This is a genomic window from Corynebacterium sp. HMSC05H05 (genome assembly GCF_001807265.1).
Lineage (GTDB): Bacteria > Actinomycetota > Actinomycetes > Mycobacteriales > Mycobacteriaceae > Corynebacterium.
Map to the genome: position 1 here is coordinate 14,868 of NZ_KV788388.1, position 18,129 is coordinate 32,996.

Sequence of the window (18,129 nt, forward strand, 5' to 3'; positions counted from 1 at the left end):
ATTCACCTGGCCAAATACCGGTGCTGTCGCCGAGTTTTACAAAACTGCCCGCGCCATGGAACCGCGGCGGGGCCGTCCACGTCTGATAGAGGACCGACATTTGGGAACTCTATGAAATGGGGAGGCACCGTGCAGGTGAATTATCAGGACCAGTGGGAGCTGGGCAGGGCAGGCGAGCACGCCGCCATCAGGTGGTACGAGGACGAGGGCTACACCCTCTTGGGCCACCGGCAACGCATGCGGGCGGGCGAAATCGACGCCGTTGTTGAGGACGAGGACGGTACCGTCGTCTTCGTGGAGGTGAAGTCCCGCCGCGGCACCGCGTTCGGTGCCGCGGAGGCGGTGACCACGAAGAAGCTCAACACCATGCGCCGGTGCGCGGCGCAGTGGCTGGACAAGCACGTGCAGGGCCAGTACTGCCCGATGCGCTTCGACGTGGTCGAGGTGGTCTTCGACGGCGAGGATTACATCTTGCGCCGGTTCCCGGGGGTGGAAGATGGCGCTTGCTAGCACGATGAGCGCGACCGTGGAGGGGGTCACCGCCCGCCTGGTCACGGTGGAGGCCAACGTTGGCCCCGGTTTGCCCGGCATGCACATGGTGGGCCTGGGAGACGCGGCGGTCAAAGAGTCGCGCGAGCGTATCCGCACCGCGATTTCGAATTCTTCCCTGCCGTGGCCGCGCACGAAGATCATGGTGTCGCTCTCGCCCGCGCACCTGCCCAAGGCCGGATCGCACTTCGACCTACCCATAGCGCTGGCGGTGCTGGGCAGCCTGGACCCGCGGGTGGAGCGCAGGCTCGCATCCACCATGTTCTGCGGGGAGCTTGCGCTGGACGGAACTTTGCGACGGGCCGAAGGCGTGCTGCCGATGCTCATCGCAGCATTCGACGCGGCAGACCCAATCCGCACCGTCGTCGTGCCCAGGGCCAACGCCGCGGAGGCTGCGCTGCTGGACCGCCGGGAGGTGCTGGTGGCGGATTCGCTTGCGCAGGTGTGGCAGTGGATCACCGGCGAGGCGGAGTTGGAGCCCGCCACAGCGCCAGAAGCAGCCGCGCCGCAGCGTGCGGTGCCGGATTTCCAGGACCTGGCCGGGATGTCCGAGGAGCGCGAGGCGCTCGAGGTGGCCGCGGCCGGCGGGCACCACGTGATGATGATCGGCCCGCCGGGCTCGGGAAAATCCATGCTGGCGGAGCGGATCCCGTCGATCCTGCCGTCAATGGATGTGCAGGAGATGGTCGAGGTCACAGCCATCCATTCCGCGGCGGGGGTCTCCGGAGGCGGGGTAGTGACAACGCGCCCGTTCATCGCCCCGCACCCCTCGCTGACGCGTGCGGCGCTGATCGGCGGGGGAGGCGGCACCCCGACCCCAGGCGTGGTCAGCCAAGCGCACCGCGGGGTGCTGTTTTTGGACGAAGCCTCCGAGATCCCGGCGCCGGTACTCGACGCGCTGCGCATCCCGCTGGAAAAACGCGAGGTGCGGCTGACGCGCGCGAGAAGGGAAGTGGTCTACCCGGCGGATTTCCAGCTGGTGCTCGCGGCGAACCCGTGTGCGTGCCAGCGGATCAAGGGGCAGTGCTCGTGCAAGTCCCCGCAGCGGGCACGGCACTTGAGCAACGTCTCCGGCCCGTTGAAGGACCGGCTGGACGTGTTTGTGACCACCTCTGGCGACGCGGCGGTGCTCAGTCCGAGGGATGCGGAGCCGTCGAGAAGCATCGCCCAACGCGTGGCGGCCGCCCGCGAGCGCGCCGCGGCCCGGTGGGCGAAGGCGGGCTGCGACGAGGACGTCAACGGGCGCGTGCCGGCGACCTTGATTCGCAGGCATTTTCCCGCCAAGGAGGCGGCGATGGCGATGCTGCAGGCGGAGCTGATCCACGGCAAGATCACGCAGCGCGGGGTGGATAAATGCTTGAAGCTGGCCTGGACGCTCGCGGACCTAGAAGAGATGGACCAGCCGGACATCCACCACACCTACCGCGCGGTAGAGATGCGCGAGCACCAGCTGCAGCGCGCGGAGGTGGCGTAGATGTCTTCCCTGGAATCCTGGGCCTATCTCTCGCGAGTGGTGGAGGGGCCGTCGCATCACATCCAAGCGCTGCTTCAGATGGGCAAGACCGCAGACGAGATCGCCGAGGGCGTGCGCACCCGTGCCACCTGGATCGGCGGCCTGCTGTCGCAGACCGAGAACCGATTCACCTGGGACCGCCCAGCCGCAGACCTCGAGTTCGCGGCGGAACTCGGCTACACGCTGCTCACCCCGGAGTCGCCGCACTGGCCAGCGGAGGCGATTGCGTGCTCGTTCGGCCGCCAGCAGACGGGGGCGGCGAGCAAGGCCAGCCACCAGCCGGACGGTATCGCGCCGCACGCGCTGTGGGTTGCGGGAAACACCAACCTGCCAGGGCTGTTCGCCCAGTCCGTGGGCGTGGTGGGCACCCGCCACGCCACCAAGTACGGACACATGGCGACAAAGGATTTGGTCGCCGGCCTGGGCGGGCATAACTACACGGTGGTCTCCGGCGGCGCGCTGGGCATCGATACGGTCGCCCACACAACAGCCATGGACGTGAACACCCCGACCGTGGCGGTGGCGGCCTGCGGGCCCGGCGAGCACTACCCGCGCTCCAACAAGGCGCTCTTCGAGCGGGTGGAGGCCACGGGAGGTGCTTTAGTCACTGAATATCCGCCCTCTGTCACGCCGGACAGGCACCGCTTCCTCACCAGAAACCGCCTCGTGGCTGCACTCACGCTTGGCACCGTGCTAGTGGAAGCACCGTTTCGCTCCGGGGCCTTGAACACCCTGAAGTGGGTCAACGTGTTCAACCGAACGGCAATGGCGGTGCCGGGGCCGGTCACGGACGCCCAGTCCCTCGGCGCGAACCTGGCCATCCAGAACAACGAGGCTGAGATGGTGCTCAACGCCGGCCAGATCCACGAGCAGCTCTCCGCCGTCGGCGAGTACAGCGCCGAGGAACAGATGGAGATGCAGTACCCACCGAGCGTGACCCAGCAGCTCTCCCGCAACGAGCTGCGCATTTACGACGCATTGCCGCCCGCCGGCCGCACCGGCCGGGAAGCCGAGGCCGTGGCGGCGGATTCGGGGCTCTCCATCGCGCTGACGGTGCACATCCTGATGGACCTGTCCAAGCGCGGGCTGGTGGAGCGCGACAAGCGGCTCTGGTCGCGGGTGGAGCAGCCCGAGTAAGAAAAGCGAGTACACTGCCGTGACATGAGTGAACAGCTGGGACAAGTGCAGGCGGCGGTGGCGGACTTCGCCGACTACGCCGAACTTGTCCTCGGCCGTTCCCCGAACACGGTCAAGGGCTACGTCGCGGACCTGAACGGACTTAAGGGCTACGCGGACACTTTTGAGGCGTTCACCCTCGACGCGCTGCGGCGCTGGCTGGCGGACGCGATGAGCGCTGGCAAGAGCCGCGCCACGCTCGCGCGCCGCACCGCTGCCGCCCGCGCCTTTTCCACCTGGGCCTACCGCCAGGGCTACATCACCACCGACGCCGCGGCACGGCTGAAGGCCCCCAAGGTCAACCGCCCGCTGCCCACGGTGGTCAAAGGCGAGCGCGCCGGGGAGCTCGTGGAGGCGGGCACGGCCGACGACGCCCACCGGGCCGAGTATCTGCGCGACCGCGCCATGCTCGAGCTGCTCTACGCCACCGGCATCCGCGTCGGGGAGCTGACGGGCCTCAACCTCGGCGACGTGGACTTGGCCCGCGGTCTCGCTCACGTCACCGGCAAGGGCAACAAGCAACGCGTCGTGCCGTTCGGCGACGAAGCTGCGGCGGCCGTGTCCGAGTGGCTGGAGTTCGGCCGCGCAGAACTCGCGGGCGACACGCAGGCGATGTTCGTCGGCTCCCGCGGCGGGCGTATCGACCAGCGCCAGGTGCGCCGCATCGTCGAGCGCGCCGGGCAGCGCGCCGGGGTGGAGCACGTCAGCCCCCACACGCTGCGCCACACCACCGCCACCCACATGCTCGAAGGCGGGGCGGACCTGCGCGTGGTCCAGGAAATGCTCGGCCACACCAGCCTGCAAACCACGCAGATCTACACCCACGTCTCCGCGCAGCGGCTCAAGCGCGTCTACGACCAGGCGCACCCGCGCGCGTAGAGGAGCCGTCTAAGGGTTTGAGCCGGATCCGAGGCGCCTCTAGCAGCGTGAGCGGGTCGATGTAGGCGTCCTTGCCCGTAAGCGCACCCCAGTGCAATCCGTCGTGGGAACCGGAAAACCCCGCGGGTGCGTGCGCGAGGGTGCCAATCGGCTCGCCTTCGCGCACCGTGTCGCCGACCACGAGCGGGGAGCGCACCGGCTGATACGTGGTGCGGATCCCGCCGGCGTGGTCAACGGAAACCACCGGCGTGCCGGCCACCACGCCCACGAAGGCGACGACGCCGTCGCCTGCGGCGAGCACGTCGGCACCCAGACCCAGCGGCAAGTCAACCCCGCGGTGGCCGGGTTTCCAGTTCTGCTCCGGGATGTCCGCGGGCCGAGACACCGCTGCCGGATACGGGGTGCCGGCGGCGGGATCCACCCAGGCGACGGCCGGGGCGGCGCAGGTGGCGGTGGCGAGAATGAGGGCGGTGGTGGACCGGAGGATCGTCGATAGGCGCATGCGTGAATACGAGCACGCCGAGGGCAAGAACACTAGACCCGTGGCGGAAATCTGTGGATAACCCGCCGTCCGCCGCGACGTTATCCACAGAAGGCGCTGTTGAGATTAGGTTTTGCGGGCGCGGGCGGGTAGTGTTGCACGGGCAGCTTTTATGGGCTGACTACGCGCGCCGGATAATGCCTGCTCAGCGACGGTCCCTCTCACAGGGTGCAGGGCGAGCACGGTGCCAGGGTGCGGGATAAAAACCCGCACGTGAGACAAGCAATGTAACCGAACTACTTTCTCCGAAGGAGACAAAACCATGGCAGTTGTAACCATGCGTGAACTCCTCGACGCCGGTGTGCACTTCGGCCACCAGACGCGTCGCTGGAACCCGAAGATGCGCCGCTTCATCTTCACCGACCGTAACGGCATCTACATCATCGACCTGCAGCAGACGCTGACCTACATCGATGAGGCCTACGAGTTTGTCAAGGAGACCGTCGCACACGGCGGCACCATCCTGTTCGTCGGCACCAAGAAGCAGGCACAGGAGCCGATCCAGGAAGAGGCGCAGCGCGTCGGCATGCCGTACGTGACGCACCGCTGGCTGGGCGGCATGCTCACCAACTTCCAGACCGTGTCCAAGCGCATCGGCCGCATGAAGGAACTGCAGGCCATGGACGCAGCCGAGGACGGCTACGCAGGCCGCGGCAAGAAGGAAGTCCTCATGCTCACCCGCGAGCGCGTCAAGCTCGAGCGTGTGCTGGGCGGCATCGCCGACATGACCAAGGCACCGTCCGCACTGTGGATCGTGGACACCAACAAGGAGCACATCGCCGTCAACGAGGCGCAGAAGCTGCGCATCCCGGTGGTTGCCATCCTGGACACCAACTGCGACCCGGACGTTGTCGACTTCCCGATCCCGGGCAACGACGACGCCATCGGTGCCGTGAAGCTGCTCACCCACATCGTGGGCGAGGCTGTCATCGCCGGTAAGCAGCAGCGCGAGGAGCGCCAGCTCGCTTCCGCACGCGACGCTGCAGGCGACAACGACGCGAAGCGTCAGGCTGAGGCTGCCGAGGCAGCTGCTCAGGCTGCAGCTTCCGAGGAAGTTTCCGCAGCGGACGCAGCGAAGGCTGCCGTCGCAGCTGAGTCCGCGGCTCCGCAGGAGGTCGCCGAGGTTGAGCAGCCGCACGCTGTCCGCGCAGCTGAGCAGGCTGAGACCAAGGCGAACGAGTCCGGCGACGAGTCTGCAACCCAGGCGTAAGCTTTTCGGCTCACGCCACCTGCACGCGCACCCCGCGTTCCGCTCACGCCCGCCGGCTTTCATGCCCGGGACAGTGCGGGCGCGGGGTGTTTTGTGTGCGCCCCGCTCCAAGCCGTGCCACAGCGAGTACTGTCGGCTACGCTTGAAACGGTTTGAACACTTTTAGCAACACTTTCACGAGGAGGATCGCCCACTATGGCGAACTACACTGCTGCTGACGTCAAGAAGCTCCGCGAGACCACCGGCTCCGGCATGCTCGACTGCAAGAAGGCGCTCGAGGAGACCGGCGGCGACTTCGATAAGGCCGTCGAGAACCTCCGCATCAAGGGCGCCAAGGACGTGGGCAAGCGCGCAGAGCGCAACGCCCTCGAGGGCCTGGTCGCCGTCTCCGGCAACACCATCGTCGAGATCAACTCCGAGACCGACTTCGTGGCCAAGAACCAGGAGTTCAAGGACATCGCAGCCCAGATCGCTGACGCTGCCGCTGCCGTGAAGGCGAACTCCCAGGAGGAGCTGGCGAACGCAGACGTGAACGGCCAGACCGCCCACGATGTCCTGGAAGGCCTTTCCGCCAAGATCGGCGAGAAGCTCGAGCTGCGCCGTGCTGCCACCATCGAGGGCGAGCAGGTGGCGAAGTACCTGCACCAGAAGGCCGCAGACCTTCCGCCGGCAGTCGGCGTGCTCGTGTCCTACACCGGCGACAACGCTGAGGCCGCACACCAGGTCGCGCTGCAGATCGCCGCGATGAAGGCTCGCTACCTCAACCAGGAGTCCGTCCCGGCCGACGTCGTCGAGAAGGAGCGCGCGGTCCAGGAAGAGATCACCCGCAACGAGGGCAAGCCGGAAGCTGCCATCGCCAAGATCGTCGAGGGCCGCATGGGCGGCTTCTTCAAGGACGTTGTTCTGCTGGATCAGCCGTCCCTGGCGGACTCCAAGAAGACCGTCAAGCAGTTCGCCGAGGAGAACGGCATCGAGGTGCTCGACTTCGTCCGCTTCGAGGTCGGCCAGGCATAAGCTACAGGCTTACGCTGCTGTCTTAGAGCCGCGTCACAGCCAAGCCCCGCACCGCTTCCGCCCAGTTGGGCCGGTGGCGTGTGCGGGGCTTCGTCGTCAAGCAAAGTGCCCGAAACACGCGTTTCGGTGCCCGCGCGAAAGCACGTCTAGAATCGTCTGCGAACATCTGCACATCCCGCCGCGCAAAAGGAGCGAATTTCGGTGACTGACCTCAATCCCAGCCGCACAGGTTTCAAGCGAGTGATGCTGAAGTTGGGCGGTGAAATGTTCGGCGGGGGCAAGGTCGGCATCGACCCGGACGTGGTCGAATCCGTTGCACGGCAGATCGCGGACGTGGCGCGCGCAGGCACCGAGGTCGCAGTGGTCATCGGCGGCGGCAACTTCTTCCGCGGCGCCGAGCTGCAGCAGCGCGGCATGGACCGCGCGCGCTCCGACTACATGGGCATGCTGGGCACGGTGATGAACTGCCTGGCGCTGCAGGACTTCCTGCAGCAGATGGGCGTGGACTGCCGCGTGCAGACTTCCATCAACATGGCGCAGATCGCGGAGCCGTACCTGCCGCTGCGCGCCGCCCGCCACTTGGAGAAGGGACGCGTGGTTATCTTCGGCGCCGGCATGGGCATGCCGTACTTCTCCACGGACACCACCGCCGCTCAGCGCGCGCTGGAGATCGGCTGCGAGGTGCTGCTGATGGCCAAGGCCGTCGACGGCGTGTACGACTCCGACCCGCGCGAGAACCCGGACGCGAAGCTGTACTCCGAGATCTCCCCGCGCGAGGTCATCGAGAACGGGCTGAAGGTCGCCGACGCCACCGCGTTCAGCCTCTGCATGGACAACAATATGCCGATCCTGGTGTTCAACCTGCTGCAGGAGGGCAACATCGCGCGCGCCGTCTCTGGCGAGCAGGTGGGCACGCTGGTGGCCTAAGTGCGCAACAGCTCGGCCTGCGCCGCGAGGCCGAGCAACTCTGGGCCGCTGAGTTTCAGGCTGCCCAGGTGCACCCCCGCGAGCGCGATTGCGGGGGTGCGCAGCATATTAAACACAGAGCACCACGGCGACCACTCGGTTTGCGCGTGGAAACTCTCTTCGGGGTGGAGCGCGGGGAAATAGCCGAGCGGGGGCGGATCGAACGCGATTGTGGGGGAGAGCACCACGTCCACGCCCCACTGCGCCGCGAGCAGCGCGGGGAGTGCGCGCGTGTGCGCTTGCGCCGAGGCGATCTGCTCTGGCCCTAGGCGCTGCGCCTCCTCTTTGAGCCAGGCGATGTAGCCGCTATCCAGCGGGTCCACGTCCTTGAACGAGCGCTTGATTGTGGTGCTGAAGTGCGCGTACGTCTCGCGCGACTCGTCGTAGGGAGAAATCTCCACCACATCGTGGGCGCGTCCAAGGGCAGTAGCAAGCTTCTCGACGTCAGCTCCGCGCCCCTCCGACACCTCAGAGTCCGCGAACACGCCTCGGGTGAGCACACCGATGCGCAGCCTCCTTCGTGCGGGCGGCGTCCAACCGGTGAGCGTGAGCAAGTCGGCGACGTTGCGGGTGAAAAACCCGTGGGCGGACAGGTCGTGGCTGGCCAGTTTCAGCCCCACCACCCCGCAGGCCGCGGCTGGCACGCGGATCGAGCCGCCGGCGTCGGTGCCGTGGGCGGCGCGCACCGTGCCGTCCGCCACCACGACTGCGGCGCCCGCGGAGGACCCGCCGGGCGTGCAACCGGGGAAGGCGGGCGATTCCAGCACGGCCACGCCAGGGCGCTCCGCGTAACAGGTGGCGCCCAGCTCGGAGGTCAGGGTTTTGGCGGCGACGCGCGCTCCGGCGTCGATAAGCATCTGCGCAAGCGGGTCCGTTGCGCGCGCGGGGTTGCCGTGCGTGGTGGGCATGCCTGCGACGTCGGTGCCGTCTTTGATCGGAACGCTCCAGCCGGAAAGTCGCCCGCCGAGCGGGCCTGCGAGCGCGGCGCCGGGCGGCGCGACGAACGTGAAGGCTGGGTGCGGCATGGCGACAGTCTAGGCACGCGGCAGGCGCTGGTAGGTTAAGGGGGACGCAAACCCGAGAAACGATAGGGGTAAAACCATGATTGATGACGTTTTGCTGGACGCCGAAGAGCGCATGACCGCCTCCGTTGAGCACACCCGAAACGAGCTGGCCACCATCCGCACCGGCCGCGCGAACCCGGCCATGTTCAACGGCGTGATGGCCGACTTCTACGGCGCGCCCACCCCGATCAACCAGATGGCCACCATCTCGGTGCCGGAGCCGCGCATGCTTCTGATCAAGCCGTACGACATGTCCACGATGGGCGAGATCGAGAACGCCATCCGCAACTCCGACCTCGGCGTGAACCCGACTGACGACGGCCAGGTCATCCGCGTGTCCGTCCCGCAGCTGACCGAGGAGCGCCGCAAGGAGCTGGTCAAGCAAGCTAAGCAGAAGGGCGAGGACGGCAAGATCGCCATCCGCAACGTGCGCCGCCAGGGCATGGAAGCGCTGAAGAAGATCCAGAAGGACGGCGACGCCGGCGAGGACGAGGTGTTGACCGCCGAGAAGGCCCTGGATAAGACCACCCAGGGCTACGTCGGGCAGATCGACGAGGTTGTCCAGCGCAAGGAAAACGAGCTGCTGGAGGTCTAAGCCGACGTGTCGAAGGCGCAGACGGAAACCACCGGGCCCGCTGAGGTCCCTGAAGGCACCGAAATGGGTGCAGCCGTGAGCGATGCCCCGGAAGCACCCGAGGCCACCCCGAGCCGCTGGCCCAGCCGCGCCCCGAAGCCGAAGAACAAGGCGGGGCGCAACCTGCCGGCGGCCATCGCCACCGGCGTGGTGCTCGGCGCGCTGGTGATCGCGGCGGTGTGGATCGGGCCTGTCGCCTGGTACCCGCTGGTCGCCGTCGCCGTGGCGCTGGCCATGTGGGAAGTGATGACACGTCTGCGCGAGGCCGGCTATGTCCAGCCGCGCACGCTGATGATCATCCTCGGCCAGGCCATGCTCTGGCTGTCCGCGCCTTACGGCACCACAGGCCTGGTCTCCGGATTCGCCTTCACCGTGCTGGTGGTGATGTTCTGGGGCATGTTCCACCAGGGCAGGCACCACCAGCCCGAGAACTACCTGCGCGACACCGCAGTCGCGATCTTCGTGCTCGCGTGGATCCCGCTGTTCGGAACCTTCGCCGCCATGATCTCCCGGATCACCGAAGCCGGGGTGGACGGCTCCGCCTACATCGTGGCGTTCATGCTGTGCGTGGTGGCCAACGACGTCGGAGGATACGCCGCAGGCGTGATGTTCGGCTCCCACCCGATGGCCCCGGCCGTCAGCCCGAACAAGTCCTGGGAGGGCTTCGCTGGCTCCATGACCGCCGGCATCATCACCGGCGTTCTGGTGGTGCACTTCCTCATCCACGGCCCGTGGTGGATGGGCATCGTGCTCGGCATCGCGCTGGTCATCTGCGCGACCATGGGCGATTTGGTGGAAAGCCAATTCAAGCGCGAGCTGGGCATCAAGGACATGTCCAACCTGCTGCCGGGCCACGGCGGCATCATGGACCGCCTCGACGGCATGCTGCCCGCTGCGGCGGCGACCTACATCTTGCTGACTACCATCACGTTGATGAACCCGTAGGTTTGCGCCCGCGCCAGATTCGAAATTCGTGGCGCGACGTGCCAAGATGGGGCGCACTATGAGCGATTTCCCCCAGATCCAGCTGCTCGCCCCGAAGCGCGGCATGCCGCCGAAGCACTTCGCGGACTTGAGCAAAGACGAGCGCATCGACGCGCTCAAGGAACTCGGCCTGCCCAAGTTCCGCGCCGACCAGATCGCGCGCCACTACTACGGCAAGTTTGAGGCCGACCCGCTGACCATGACGGACCTGCCCGAGGCACAGCGCCAAACCGTCAAGGACGCGCTGTTCCCCACGCTTTTGACGCCGGTGCGCACGGTGGAGACCGATGAGGGCGACACCACGAAGACGCTGTGGCGGCTCCACGACGGCATTCTGCTGGAATCCGTCCTCATGCGCTACCCGGGCCGCGCAACCCTGTGCATCTCCTCGCAGGCTGGCTGCGGCATGGCCTGCCCGTTCTGCGCCACCGGCCAGGGCGGGCTGGACCGCAACCTGTCCGTGGCGGAGATCGTCGACCAGGTCCGCGCCGCCGCGGCGATGATGGCCGCGGAGGGCTCACGCCTGTCCAACATCGTGTTCATGGGCATGGGGGAGCCACTGGCCAACTACAAGCGCGTGGTCAACGCGGTGCGCCAGATCACCCAGCCGTCCCCGGACGGTTTCGGCATCTCCCAGCGCAACGTCACCGTGTCCACGGTGGGGCTCGCCCCGCAGATCCGCATGCTCGCGGACGAGGGCCTGTCCTGCACCCTGGCTGTCAGTTTGCATACGCCTGACGACGAGCTCCGCGACGAACTCGTCCCCGTCAACAACCGCTTCGAAGTGTCCGAAGTGCTGGACGCCGCCCGCTACTACGCGGACCAGACTGGCCGCCGCGTGTCCATCGAGTACGCGCTGATCCGCGACATGAATGACCACGACTGGCGCGCGGACCTGCTGGGCAAGAAGCTGCACTCGGCGCTGGGTTCACGCGTGCACGTCAACGTGATCCCGCTCAACCCCACGCCGGGCTCGAAGTGGGACGCCTCGCCGAAGGCCCGCCAGGACGAGTTCGTCCGCCGCGTGGCAGCCCAGGGCGTGCCGTGCACCGTGCGCGACACCAAGGGGCAGGAAATCGCCGCGGCCTGCGGCCAGCTCGCCGCCGACGAGGACGCCAGCTAGCCGCATAGCTTCTGACGCACGGCAGCCCGCGCCGCGCACAAGCCCTGCCGCACACAAGCCCTGAGCGACAAACCCTGAGTATGCCCAAAATCCGGCCATACTCAGGGTTTCTTGCTCTGGGTCTGCGGATCCAGGCAGGGACGGGGGAGGGCAGTAACACAAACCTTGGGAGGCAAACCTTGGGATCGCCCGCAAAAATTGGCCGATCCCAGGGTTTGGCTCACAGGGTTTGCCGTGTGGAGGGAACCGTCGCAGGCGACCAGGCACGAAAAAACCGCCAGCGGCGGGGCTGGCGGTGACGGTGGCGTCGAGAAACTTAGATGCGTTCGTGCTTGCCGCGGGATTCGACGGTGATGACCTCAACGTCCTCGCGCTGGTGCGCCGCGTCGACCGGGCGGGCAGCGGTGCGCTCGACCACGCGCTCCTGGCCGCGTGCCGGGCGCAGGTGGGCGACGCGGCCCGGCTCGATGTTCAGGGCGCGCAGCTGGGAGTCGGAGAGGTTCTCGTACACGTCGCCGGAGAGGGTGGCCTGGTCGTAGATCCAGTCCGGCTCCTGGTGGCCCACCGGCTTGTTGTGGGAGGTGACGGTGCGGACCTGGTTCAGCTTCGGCTTGGTGGCGTGCAGGATCAGGCCGAGCGCGATCAGCACTGCGAGGGCGATGAGCCAGATGGTCTCCACGTGGCCCTGGTGGTTGCCAAAGTTGTAGGCGATGAGGAACAGGACGGAGATCCAGCCGGCGATCTGGATGGTGCGGTCAGTGAACGCGCTCCAGCCGAAACGGGCAGACGGAACGTCCGCCTCAGAAACACCGTTGTACACCTGGGGTGCGTTGTCCTTCGCGTGGGCCACTGGAATGCTCCTTCAAAGCCTGGTTAGCGGTTGCCAAGATTGGTAAAACTTTCAGCGCCTATCATCGCACACTGGGTGGGGCAGAGGGGACTTCCAACCCCCAATGTGTTCAAACTTTCGCACCACAGTCCACGGGATTAGGCCCGCACAGTGCCAGAATGTGCTGTTTCGTGTCACAATGGGCGCGTGAAGAATGTAATCATCTTGGGCTCGACAGGTTCTATCGGTTCTCAGGCGATTGAAATCATCCGCGAACATAGAGACCAGTTCAACGTGGTCGGCATCGTCACCGGCGGAACCAACCCTGACCGGGCTATTGAGCAAGCCCGCGAATTCGGCCTCAGTGCCGACCAGGTTGCCGTGCGCGATCTGGACGGGGCCAAGAAGGTTTCGAAGGCGCTCGGCGGCTTCGTCATCACCGGCGATAACTGCGCGGCGGCGCTCGTGGAGTCGCAGAAGGCGGACTTGGTGCTCAACGCGCTTGTTGGTTCCGCTGGCCTGCCCGCAACCCTCGCGGCGCTGAAGTCGGGCGCGACGCTGGCGCTGGCGAACAAGGAGTCGCTCGTCGCTGGCGGCCGCTTCGTGCTCGAGGCTGCGAAACCCGGACAGATTATCCCGGTGGACTCTGAGCACTCCGCGATGGCCCAGGCGCTGCGCTCCGGCGACCGCGGGGAGGTGGCCCGCTTCGTGCTCACCGCCTCCGGCGGCCCGTTCCGCGGCAAGTCCCGCGAGGAGCTCATGGACGTCACCTACGAGCAGGCCGTGAACCACCCGACGTGGTCCATGGGTTCGATGAACTCGCTGAATTCCGCGACGATGGTGAACAAGGGCCTCGAGCTCATTGAGGCAGCGCTGCTTTTCGACGTGGACCCGGACGATATCGATGTGACCGTCCACGCGCAGTCCATCGTCCACTCCATGGTGACGTTCACCGACGGTGCGACCATCGCCCAGGCGTCCCCGCCGTCGATGATGCTGCCGATCTCCCACGCGTTGAACTGGCCCAACCGCATCCCGGACGCGCAGCCCGCCCTGGACTTCTCCAAGTCCTACGAGTGGACCTTCGAGCCGCTGGATGAGGAAGCGTTCCCGGCGGTGAAGCTGGCCCGCGAGGCCGCGGCGAAGGGTGAGCCGTACCCGGCGATTTACAACGCGGCCAACGAGGTTGCCGTCGACGCGTTCGTCGAGGGCCGCATTAAGTTCCCGCACATCGTGGACATCATCACCGAGGTCCTCAACGGCGCCGGCGATTTCGCGGAGGCGCCTGCCGACGTCAACGCGGTCCTGCGCACCGAGTCCCGCGCCCGCGAGCGCGCGGAGGCTGTTGTCGAGCGCATCGCCAGCGCGTAGCGCGCAAGGGGTTTTGTGGGTGCGCTAGGCATTCTGGCGTTCGCGCTTGCGATCGCCGCGTCAATTGCGCTGCACGAGGCCGGGCACATGTTCACGGCCCGCGCCTTCGGCATGCGCGTGCGGCGCTATTTCATTGGTTTCGGGCCCACGGTGTGGTCGACCACGAAGGGCCACACCGAGTACGGCCTTGCCGCGCTGCCGTTCGGCGGGTTCTGCGACATCGCGGGTATGACTGCGATGGATCCCCTCACGCCCGAGGAGGAGCCGCACGCGATGGTGAACAAGCCGGCGTGGCAGCGCATCGCGGTGCTCGCCGGCGGCATTGCGATGAACCTGCTCATCGGCGTGGTGATCATCTACTTTGTCGCCATCTTTTCCGGCATCCCGAACCCGGACGCGGACTTCACCCCGCGCGTGGGCAAGACGGTGTGCGTGGCCGACCAGGTGGACGCGGAGACGCTGGGGGAGTGCTCCGGCGCGGGCCCGGCGGGCGAGGCTGGTGTCCAAGCAGGCGACACCCTGGTGGCGCTTAACGGGCAGGAGATTGAGCAGTTCGAGCAGTTGCGCGATGCCGTCGCGAAGCAGCCAGGCGAAACGGTGAGCCTCGAGGTGCTCCGCGGCGGTGAGACCGTCACCCTCGACGTGCCTGTCGCCGCCGTCGAGCGCATCGACCCGGCCACCGGCGAGCGCGTCACCCAGGGTGCGGTGGGCATCGCCCCCGCGCCTGTGCCCGACGCGGTCAAGCAGTACGGCCCGGCGGAAGCGGTGCCTGCGACCTTGCACTTCACCGGCCAGATGCTGCGCGCGACGGTGGACGGCATCGCGTCGTTCCCGGCGAAAATCCCCGGCGTTGTAGCCTCCATTTTCGGCGCGGAGCGCGACATCGAAGGCCCGGTCAGTGTCATCGGCGCCTCGCGCACCGGCGGCGAGCTGGTGGAGCAGGATATGTGGTCCGCGTTTTGGATGATGCTGGCCAGCTTGAACTTCTTCCTCGCCCTGTTCAACCTTGTGCCGCTGCCGCCGCTGGACGGCGGGCACATTGCGGTGGTGCTGTACGAAAAGATTCGCGATGCTTTACGACGCCTCCGTGGCCTCGGCCCGGGCGCTCCCGCGAACTACGAAAAGCTCATGCCCTTGACGTATGCCATGGCGGCGCTGCTGCTCGGCGTCGGTGTGTTGGTGATGGCCGCGGACGTGGTCAACCCCGTCCGAATTTTTGGCTGACGGTGCTAGAGTTAGCCACCATGAACACCCCCATCGGATTAGGCATGCCCGAAGGCCCGGCACCGACTTTGGCTCCGCGCCGCACAACCCGTCAGCTGATGGTGGGCGATGTCGGTGTCGGTTCGGATCACCCGATTTCTGTGCAGTCCATGACCACGACGAAGACGCACGACATCAACGCCACACTGCAGCAGATCGCGCAGCTGACCACCGCGGGCTGCGACATCGTGCGAGTGGCTTGTCCGAAGACCGTGGACGCGGACGCCCTGCCGGCCATTGCCGCGAAGTCGCCGATCCCGGTGATCGCGGACATCCACTTCCAGCCGAAGTACATCTTCGCCGCCATCGACGCCGGGTGTGCCGCCGTGCGCGTGAACCCGGGCAACATCAAGGAGTTCGACGGCCGCGTCAAGGAGGTTGCCAAGGCAGCCGGTGACGCGGGCATCCCGATCCGCATCGGCGTCAACGGCGGCTCCTTGGACCCGCGTCTGCTGGAAAAGTACGGCAAGGCTACCCCGGAGGCGCTGGTGGAGTCCGCGATCTACGAGGCGGGCCTGTTCGAGGAGCACGGCTACGGCGACATCGCGATCTCCGTGAAGCACTCCGACCCGGTGCTGATGGTGGAGGCCTACCGCCAGCTCGCGGAGAAGACCGACTACCCGCTGCATCTCGGCGTGACCGAGGCCGGCCCGAAGTTCATGGGCACGATCAAGTCCTCTGTTGCCTTCGGCGCGCTTTTGTCGCAGGGCATCGGCGACACCATCCGCGTGTCCCTGTCCGCGGACCCGGTGGAGGAGATCAAGGTCGGGGACCAGATTTTGCAGGCGATGAACCTGCGCCCGCGCAAGCTGGAGATCGTCTCCTGCCCGTCGTGTGGTCGCGCCCAGGTTGACGTGTACAAGCTCGCTGAGGAGGTCACCGCCGGCCTGGACGGCATGGAGTTCCCGCTGCGCGTGGCCGTGATGGGCTGCGTTGTCAACGGCCCGGGCGAGGCGCGCGACGCCGACCTTGGTGTGGCGTCCGGCAACGGTAAGGGCCAGATCTTTGTCAAGGGCGAGGTTGTGGAGACGGTGCCGGAGTCCAAGATCGTGGAAACGCTCATTGATTACGCGCACCGCATCGCCGAGGAGGAAGGCCTCGAGGAGGTCGCCGGCGCTAAGGCCGAGGTCAAGGTCACTCGCTAACATGCTGCGTCGCCGTGTCGCGGGGATTGCGGTGGTGGCGCTGGCGGCGTCGATAAGCAGTTGCACCCCGCGCCCCAACGACGCCGAACCTGCCGCCTCCGATTTCCTCAGCGCGCTGGAAAAGCGCGAGGTGAATTCGGCGCTGATTGACAACGCCTCCGCCGCCGAAACCTCGCTGAATGAGACGTGGGGCGGTTTGCAGGCGGAGAGCCTGAGCGCATCGCTTATCGACGTCAACCAGGACGACAACCTGGCCACCGCCACTTACGAACTGCGCTGGGACCTGCCCCGCGATCGTGATCTGACGTACCAGGCGCAGATGACGCTGACGCAAAGCGGCGACACGTGGAACGTGCGCTGGCAGCCGTCCATGCTGCACCCGCGGCTGGGTGCGAACCAGCATTTGGAACTGCGCGCGGTGGCGCCGTCGCAGGCCAGTGTGGTCTCCTCCGACGGGGTGGAGTTGCTGAAGCCCGGCACCGCCTACCGCGTGTTGGTGGACACCGATGAGATGCGCAGCGCCGGGGCAGCAGCCGCGGGTATCAGCGCGGCGCTAGCGAAGGCCCACGAGGTGGATCGCGGCGCGCCCCTGCGTGACGCGGAGGAAGTAGCTAAAGAGCTGCAGGACGCCTCCGGCATCTACTCCGTTGCTGTGGTGCCCGCGCCCGCGCGCGACGCGTTCGAGTCCGCGCTTGCCGGCGAGCCCGGTGTGCGGCTCAACGAGGAGGCCGCAATGGTCAACGCGCAGCCGGAGTTCGCCCCCGACATCATGGCGCGTGTGGGCGAGCTGGTGCGTGACGATCTGCAGGGCGATACCGGCTGGAGCGTCGACGTGGTCAACGAAAATGGCGCCTCCTACGAGGAGATCAAGCGTCAGGACGCCGCCCCAGCGCCTGCGGTTCACATCAGCCTGGACCACCGCGTCCAACGCGCCGCGGAGATGGCGCTGGAGCCGGTTGCGGGCCAGCAGGCCATGATTGTGGCTATTCGGCCCTCCACCGGCGGGATTTTGGCTATCGCGCAGACTCCGGCCGCTGACGCCGGAGGCAACCTGGCCACGATGGGCCAGTACCCGCCGGGCTCGACGTTTAAGATCCTCACCGCCTTTGCCGGGCTAACTAAGCAGGGGTTAATACCGGGTTCACCTGTCCCGTGCCCTGGCACCATGAACATTTTCGGCCGCACCGTGACTAACTACGCCGGCTTTGGCATGGGCACCGTCCCGCTGGAAACCGCGTTCGCCCGCTCTTGCAACACCACCTTCGCGGACATTTCCACGAAGCTGGCGCCGGGGGAGCTGCAGGATATCGGCAAGCAGTTCGGCTTGGGCGTGGACATGGAGATCCCCGGGGTGGAAACGATTACCGGCTCCATCCCGGAGGGTGAGGAACCGCTGGACCGCACCGAAGCCGGCTACGGCCAGGGATTGGACTTGGCCAGCCCGTTCGGCATGGCGCTGGTCTCCGCGGCGGCCGCCCGTGGCTCTCTTCCTGTGCCGTACCTGGTGGAGGGCGAGGAAACGAAGCTCAGCGAAGATGCACCACCGATGGATCCGCAGGCAGCTGAGGAGCTGCGCCAGATGATGGCGGCGGTGACTGGGCCGGGCGGCACGGCGAGCGCGTTCACCGCGGGCGGGGATATCCGCGGCAAGACCGGCGAGGCCGAAATCAATGAAGGCTCGCACTCGTGGTTCACCGGCTACCGGGCAGACGACGACATCGCCTTTGCCACCCTCGTAGTCCTCGGCGGCGGTTCCGAGGCCGCTGTGGCGCTATCGGACCGGATGCTGCTGAACCTGGACTCGGGAAGCTAGTAAGCCTCCTGGAGGGCTGCGTGGGCGCGTTTGACCACAGGTCTACCATTGAGGA

General features: G+C 66.8%; 17 protein-coding genes. 14 read left to right on the forward strand and 3 right to left on the reverse strand.

Annotated features, from left to right (window positions below; genetic code table 11):
* Positions 1-129 precede the first annotated feature (129 nt).
* From HMPREF3151_RS04980 to HMPREF3151_RS04995, 4 genes are read left to right on the forward strand one after another with little or no spacing between them, the layout of a single operon-like run.
* Positions 130-510 carry a YraN family protein gene (locus tag HMPREF3151_RS04980; RefSeq protein ID WP_246815207.1) on the forward strand — a complete coding sequence of 127 codons (381 nt, stop codon included), beginning with the start codon at positions 130-132 and terminating at the stop codon, positions 508-510.
* Positions 497-2,023: a YifB family Mg chelatase-like AAA ATPase gene (locus tag HMPREF3151_RS04985; RefSeq protein ID WP_070474088.1), complete on the forward strand. Its 1,527-nt coding sequence runs from the start codon at positions 497-499 to the stop codon at positions 2,021-2,023. Before HMPREF3151_RS04980 ends, HMPREF3151_RS04985 begins: the two co-directional genes overlap by 14 nt.
* Positions 2,024-3,199: a DNA-processing protein DprA gene (locus tag HMPREF3151_RS04990; protein WP_070474090.1), complete on the forward strand. Its 1,176-nt coding sequence runs from the start codon at positions 2,024-2,026 to the stop codon at positions 3,197-3,199. It begins immediately after the preceding gene.
* Between the two features lie 24 nt (positions 3,200-3,223).
* Positions 3,224-4,117: a tyrosine recombinase XerC gene (locus tag HMPREF3151_RS04995; RefSeq protein ID WP_070474092.1), complete on the forward strand. Its 894-nt coding sequence runs from the start codon at positions 3,224-3,226 to the stop codon at positions 4,115-4,117.
* Here HMPREF3151_RS04995 and HMPREF3151_RS05000 read toward each other — a convergent pair.
* On the reverse strand, positions 4,080-4,619 hold the full coding sequence (locus HMPREF3151_RS05000; protein WP_070474094.1) for a M23 family metallopeptidase: 540 nt from the start codon (positions 4,617-4,619) through the stop codon (positions 4,080-4,082). The two genes, HMPREF3151_RS04995 and HMPREF3151_RS05000, sit on opposite strands and share 38 nt — an antisense overlap.
* A 301-nt stretch (positions 4,620-4,920) precedes the next feature.
* Between HMPREF3151_RS05000 and rpsB the strand changes: the two genes are divergently transcribed.
* From rpsB to pyrH, 3 genes are all read left to right on the forward strand, one after another.
* On the forward strand, positions 4,921-5,868 hold the full coding sequence (gene rpsB / locus HMPREF3151_RS05005) for a 30S ribosomal protein S2 (protein WP_083290196.1): 948 nt from the start codon (positions 4,921-4,923) through the stop codon (positions 5,866-5,868).
* A gap of 195 nt (positions 5,869-6,063) precedes the next feature.
* Positions 6,064-6,882: a translation elongation factor Ts gene (gene tsf, locus HMPREF3151_RS05010; RefSeq protein WP_070474096.1), complete on the forward strand. Its 819-nt coding sequence runs from the start codon at positions 6,064-6,066 to the stop codon at positions 6,880-6,882.
* Between the two features lie 243 nt (positions 6,883-7,125).
* Positions 7,126-7,809: a UMP kinase gene (gene pyrH, locus HMPREF3151_RS05015; protein WP_070474098.1), complete on the forward strand. Its 684-nt coding sequence runs from the start codon at positions 7,126-7,128 to the stop codon at positions 7,807-7,809.
* Here pyrH and HMPREF3151_RS05020 read toward each other — a convergent pair.
* Entirely contained in the window at positions 7,806-8,873 is a 1,068-nt protein-coding gene (locus tag HMPREF3151_RS05020; RefSeq protein ID WP_070474099.1) for an amidase family protein, read from the reverse strand. The two genes, pyrH and HMPREF3151_RS05020, sit on opposite strands and share 4 nt — an antisense overlap.
* 76 nt (positions 8,874-8,949) lie before the next feature.
* On the opposite strand from HMPREF3151_RS05020, the gene frr reads away from it, so the two are divergent.
* The 3 genes from frr (at position 8,950) to rlmN (ending at position 11,653) form a co-directional block, all read left to right on the forward strand.
* Positions 8,950-9,507 (forward strand): ribosome recycling factor, encoded by a 558-nt coding sequence (gene frr / locus HMPREF3151_RS05025; protein ID WP_070474101.1) that lies wholly within the window; start codon positions 8,950-8,952, stop codon positions 9,505-9,507.
* A gap of 63 nt (positions 9,508-9,570) precedes the next feature.
* Positions 9,571-10,491, forward strand: a complete 921-nt coding sequence (locus HMPREF3151_RS05030; protein ID WP_083290210.1) for a phosphatidate cytidylyltransferase — start codon at positions 9,571-9,573, stop codon at positions 10,489-10,491.
* 58 nt (positions 10,492-10,549) lie between these two features.
* On the forward strand, positions 10,550-11,653 hold the full coding sequence (rlmN, locus tag HMPREF3151_RS05035; protein ID WP_070474103.1) for a dual-specificity RNA methyltransferase RlmN: 1,104 nt from the start codon (positions 10,550-10,552) through the stop codon (positions 11,651-11,653).
* A 316-nt stretch (positions 11,654-11,969) separates the two neighbouring features.
* Here the strand turns inward: rlmN and HMPREF3151_RS05040 are convergent, their stop codons facing one another.
* Positions 11,970-12,509: a DUF2631 domain-containing protein gene (locus HMPREF3151_RS05040; RefSeq protein ID WP_141741333.1), complete on the reverse strand. Its 540-nt coding sequence runs from the start codon at positions 12,507-12,509 to the stop codon at positions 11,970-11,972.
* Positions 12,510-12,689: 180 nt separating this feature from the next.
* Here HMPREF3151_RS05040 and dxr point away from each other — a divergent pair, with 180 nt between their 5' ends.
* From dxr to HMPREF3151_RS05060, 4 genes are read left to right on the forward strand one after another with little or no spacing between them, the layout of a single operon-like run.
* Complete coding sequence (dxr, locus tag HMPREF3151_RS05045) at positions 12,690-13,853, forward strand: 1-deoxy-D-xylulose-5-phosphate reductoisomerase (RefSeq protein WP_070474104.1); 1,164 nt, start codon at positions 12,690-12,692, stop codon at positions 13,851-13,853.
* Positions 13,854-13,868: 15 nt separating this feature from the next.
* Positions 13,869-15,077, forward strand: coding sequence for a M50 family metallopeptidase (locus tag HMPREF3151_RS05050; RefSeq protein ID WP_070474106.1), 1,209 nt, complete (start codon positions 13,869-13,871; stop codon positions 15,075-15,077).
* Positions 15,078-15,097: 20 nt separating this feature from the next.
* Positions 15,098-16,261, forward strand: a complete 1,164-nt coding sequence (gene ispG / locus HMPREF3151_RS05055; protein ID WP_070474108.1) for a flavodoxin-dependent (E)-4-hydroxy-3-methylbut-2-enyl-diphosphate synthase — start codon at positions 15,098-15,100, stop codon at positions 16,259-16,261.
* Position 16,262: 1 nt separating this feature from the next.
* A complete protein-coding gene (locus tag HMPREF3151_RS05060; RefSeq protein ID WP_070474110.1) occupies positions 16,263-18,074 on the forward strand; it encodes a penicillin-binding transpeptidase domain-containing protein in 1,812 nt (603 codons plus the stop codon).
* Positions 18,075-18,129: the final 55 nt, after the last annotated feature.

Bases quoted from the DNA above. Each gene is read 5' to 3' on its own strand.
- HMPREF3151_RS04985 (WP_070474088.1), top strand. From the start codon at position 497: ATGGCGCTTGCTAGCACGATGAGCGCGACCGTGGAGGGGGTCACCGCC.
- HMPREF3151_RS04990 (WP_070474090.1), top strand. From the start codon at position 2,024: ATGTCTTCCCTGGAATCCTGGGCCTATCTCTCGCGAGTGGTGGAGGGG.
- HMPREF3151_RS04995 (WP_070474092.1), top strand. From the start codon at position 3,224: ATGAGTGAACAGCTGGGACAAGTGCAGGCGGCGGTGGCGGACTTCGCC.
- HMPREF3151_RS05000 (WP_070474094.1), bottom strand. From the start codon at position 4,619: ATGCGCCTATCGACGATCCTCCGGTCCACCACCGCCCTCATTCTCGCC.
- rpsB (WP_083290196.1), top strand. From the start codon at position 4,921: ATGGCAGTTGTAACCATGCGTGAACTCCTCGACGCCGGTGTGCACTTC.
- tsf (WP_070474096.1), top strand. From the start codon at position 6,064: ATGGCGAACTACACTGCTGCTGACGTCAAGAAGCTCCGCGAGACCACC.
- pyrH (WP_070474098.1), top strand. From the start codon at position 7,126: ATGCTGAAGTTGGGCGGTGAAATGTTCGGCGGGGGCAAGGTCGGCATC.
- HMPREF3151_RS05020 (WP_070474099.1), bottom strand. From the start codon at position 8,873: ATGCCGCACCCAGCCTTCACGTTCGTCGCGCCGCCCGGCGCCGCGCTC.
- frr (WP_070474101.1), top strand. From the start codon at position 8,950: ATGATTGATGACGTTTTGCTGGACGCCGAAGAGCGCATGACCGCCTCC.
- HMPREF3151_RS05030 (WP_083290210.1), top strand. From the start codon at position 9,571: ATGGGTGCAGCCGTGAGCGATGCCCCGGAAGCACCCGAGGCCACCCCG.
- rlmN (WP_070474103.1), top strand. From the start codon at position 10,550: ATGAGCGATTTCCCCCAGATCCAGCTGCTCGCCCCGAAGCGCGGCATG.
- ispG (WP_070474108.1), top strand. From the start codon at position 15,098: ATGAACACCCCCATCGGATTAGGCATGCCCGAAGGCCCGGCACCGACT.
- HMPREF3151_RS05060 (WP_070474110.1), top strand. From the start codon at position 16,263: ATGCTGCGTCGCCGTGTCGCGGGGATTGCGGTGGTGGCGCTGGCGGCG.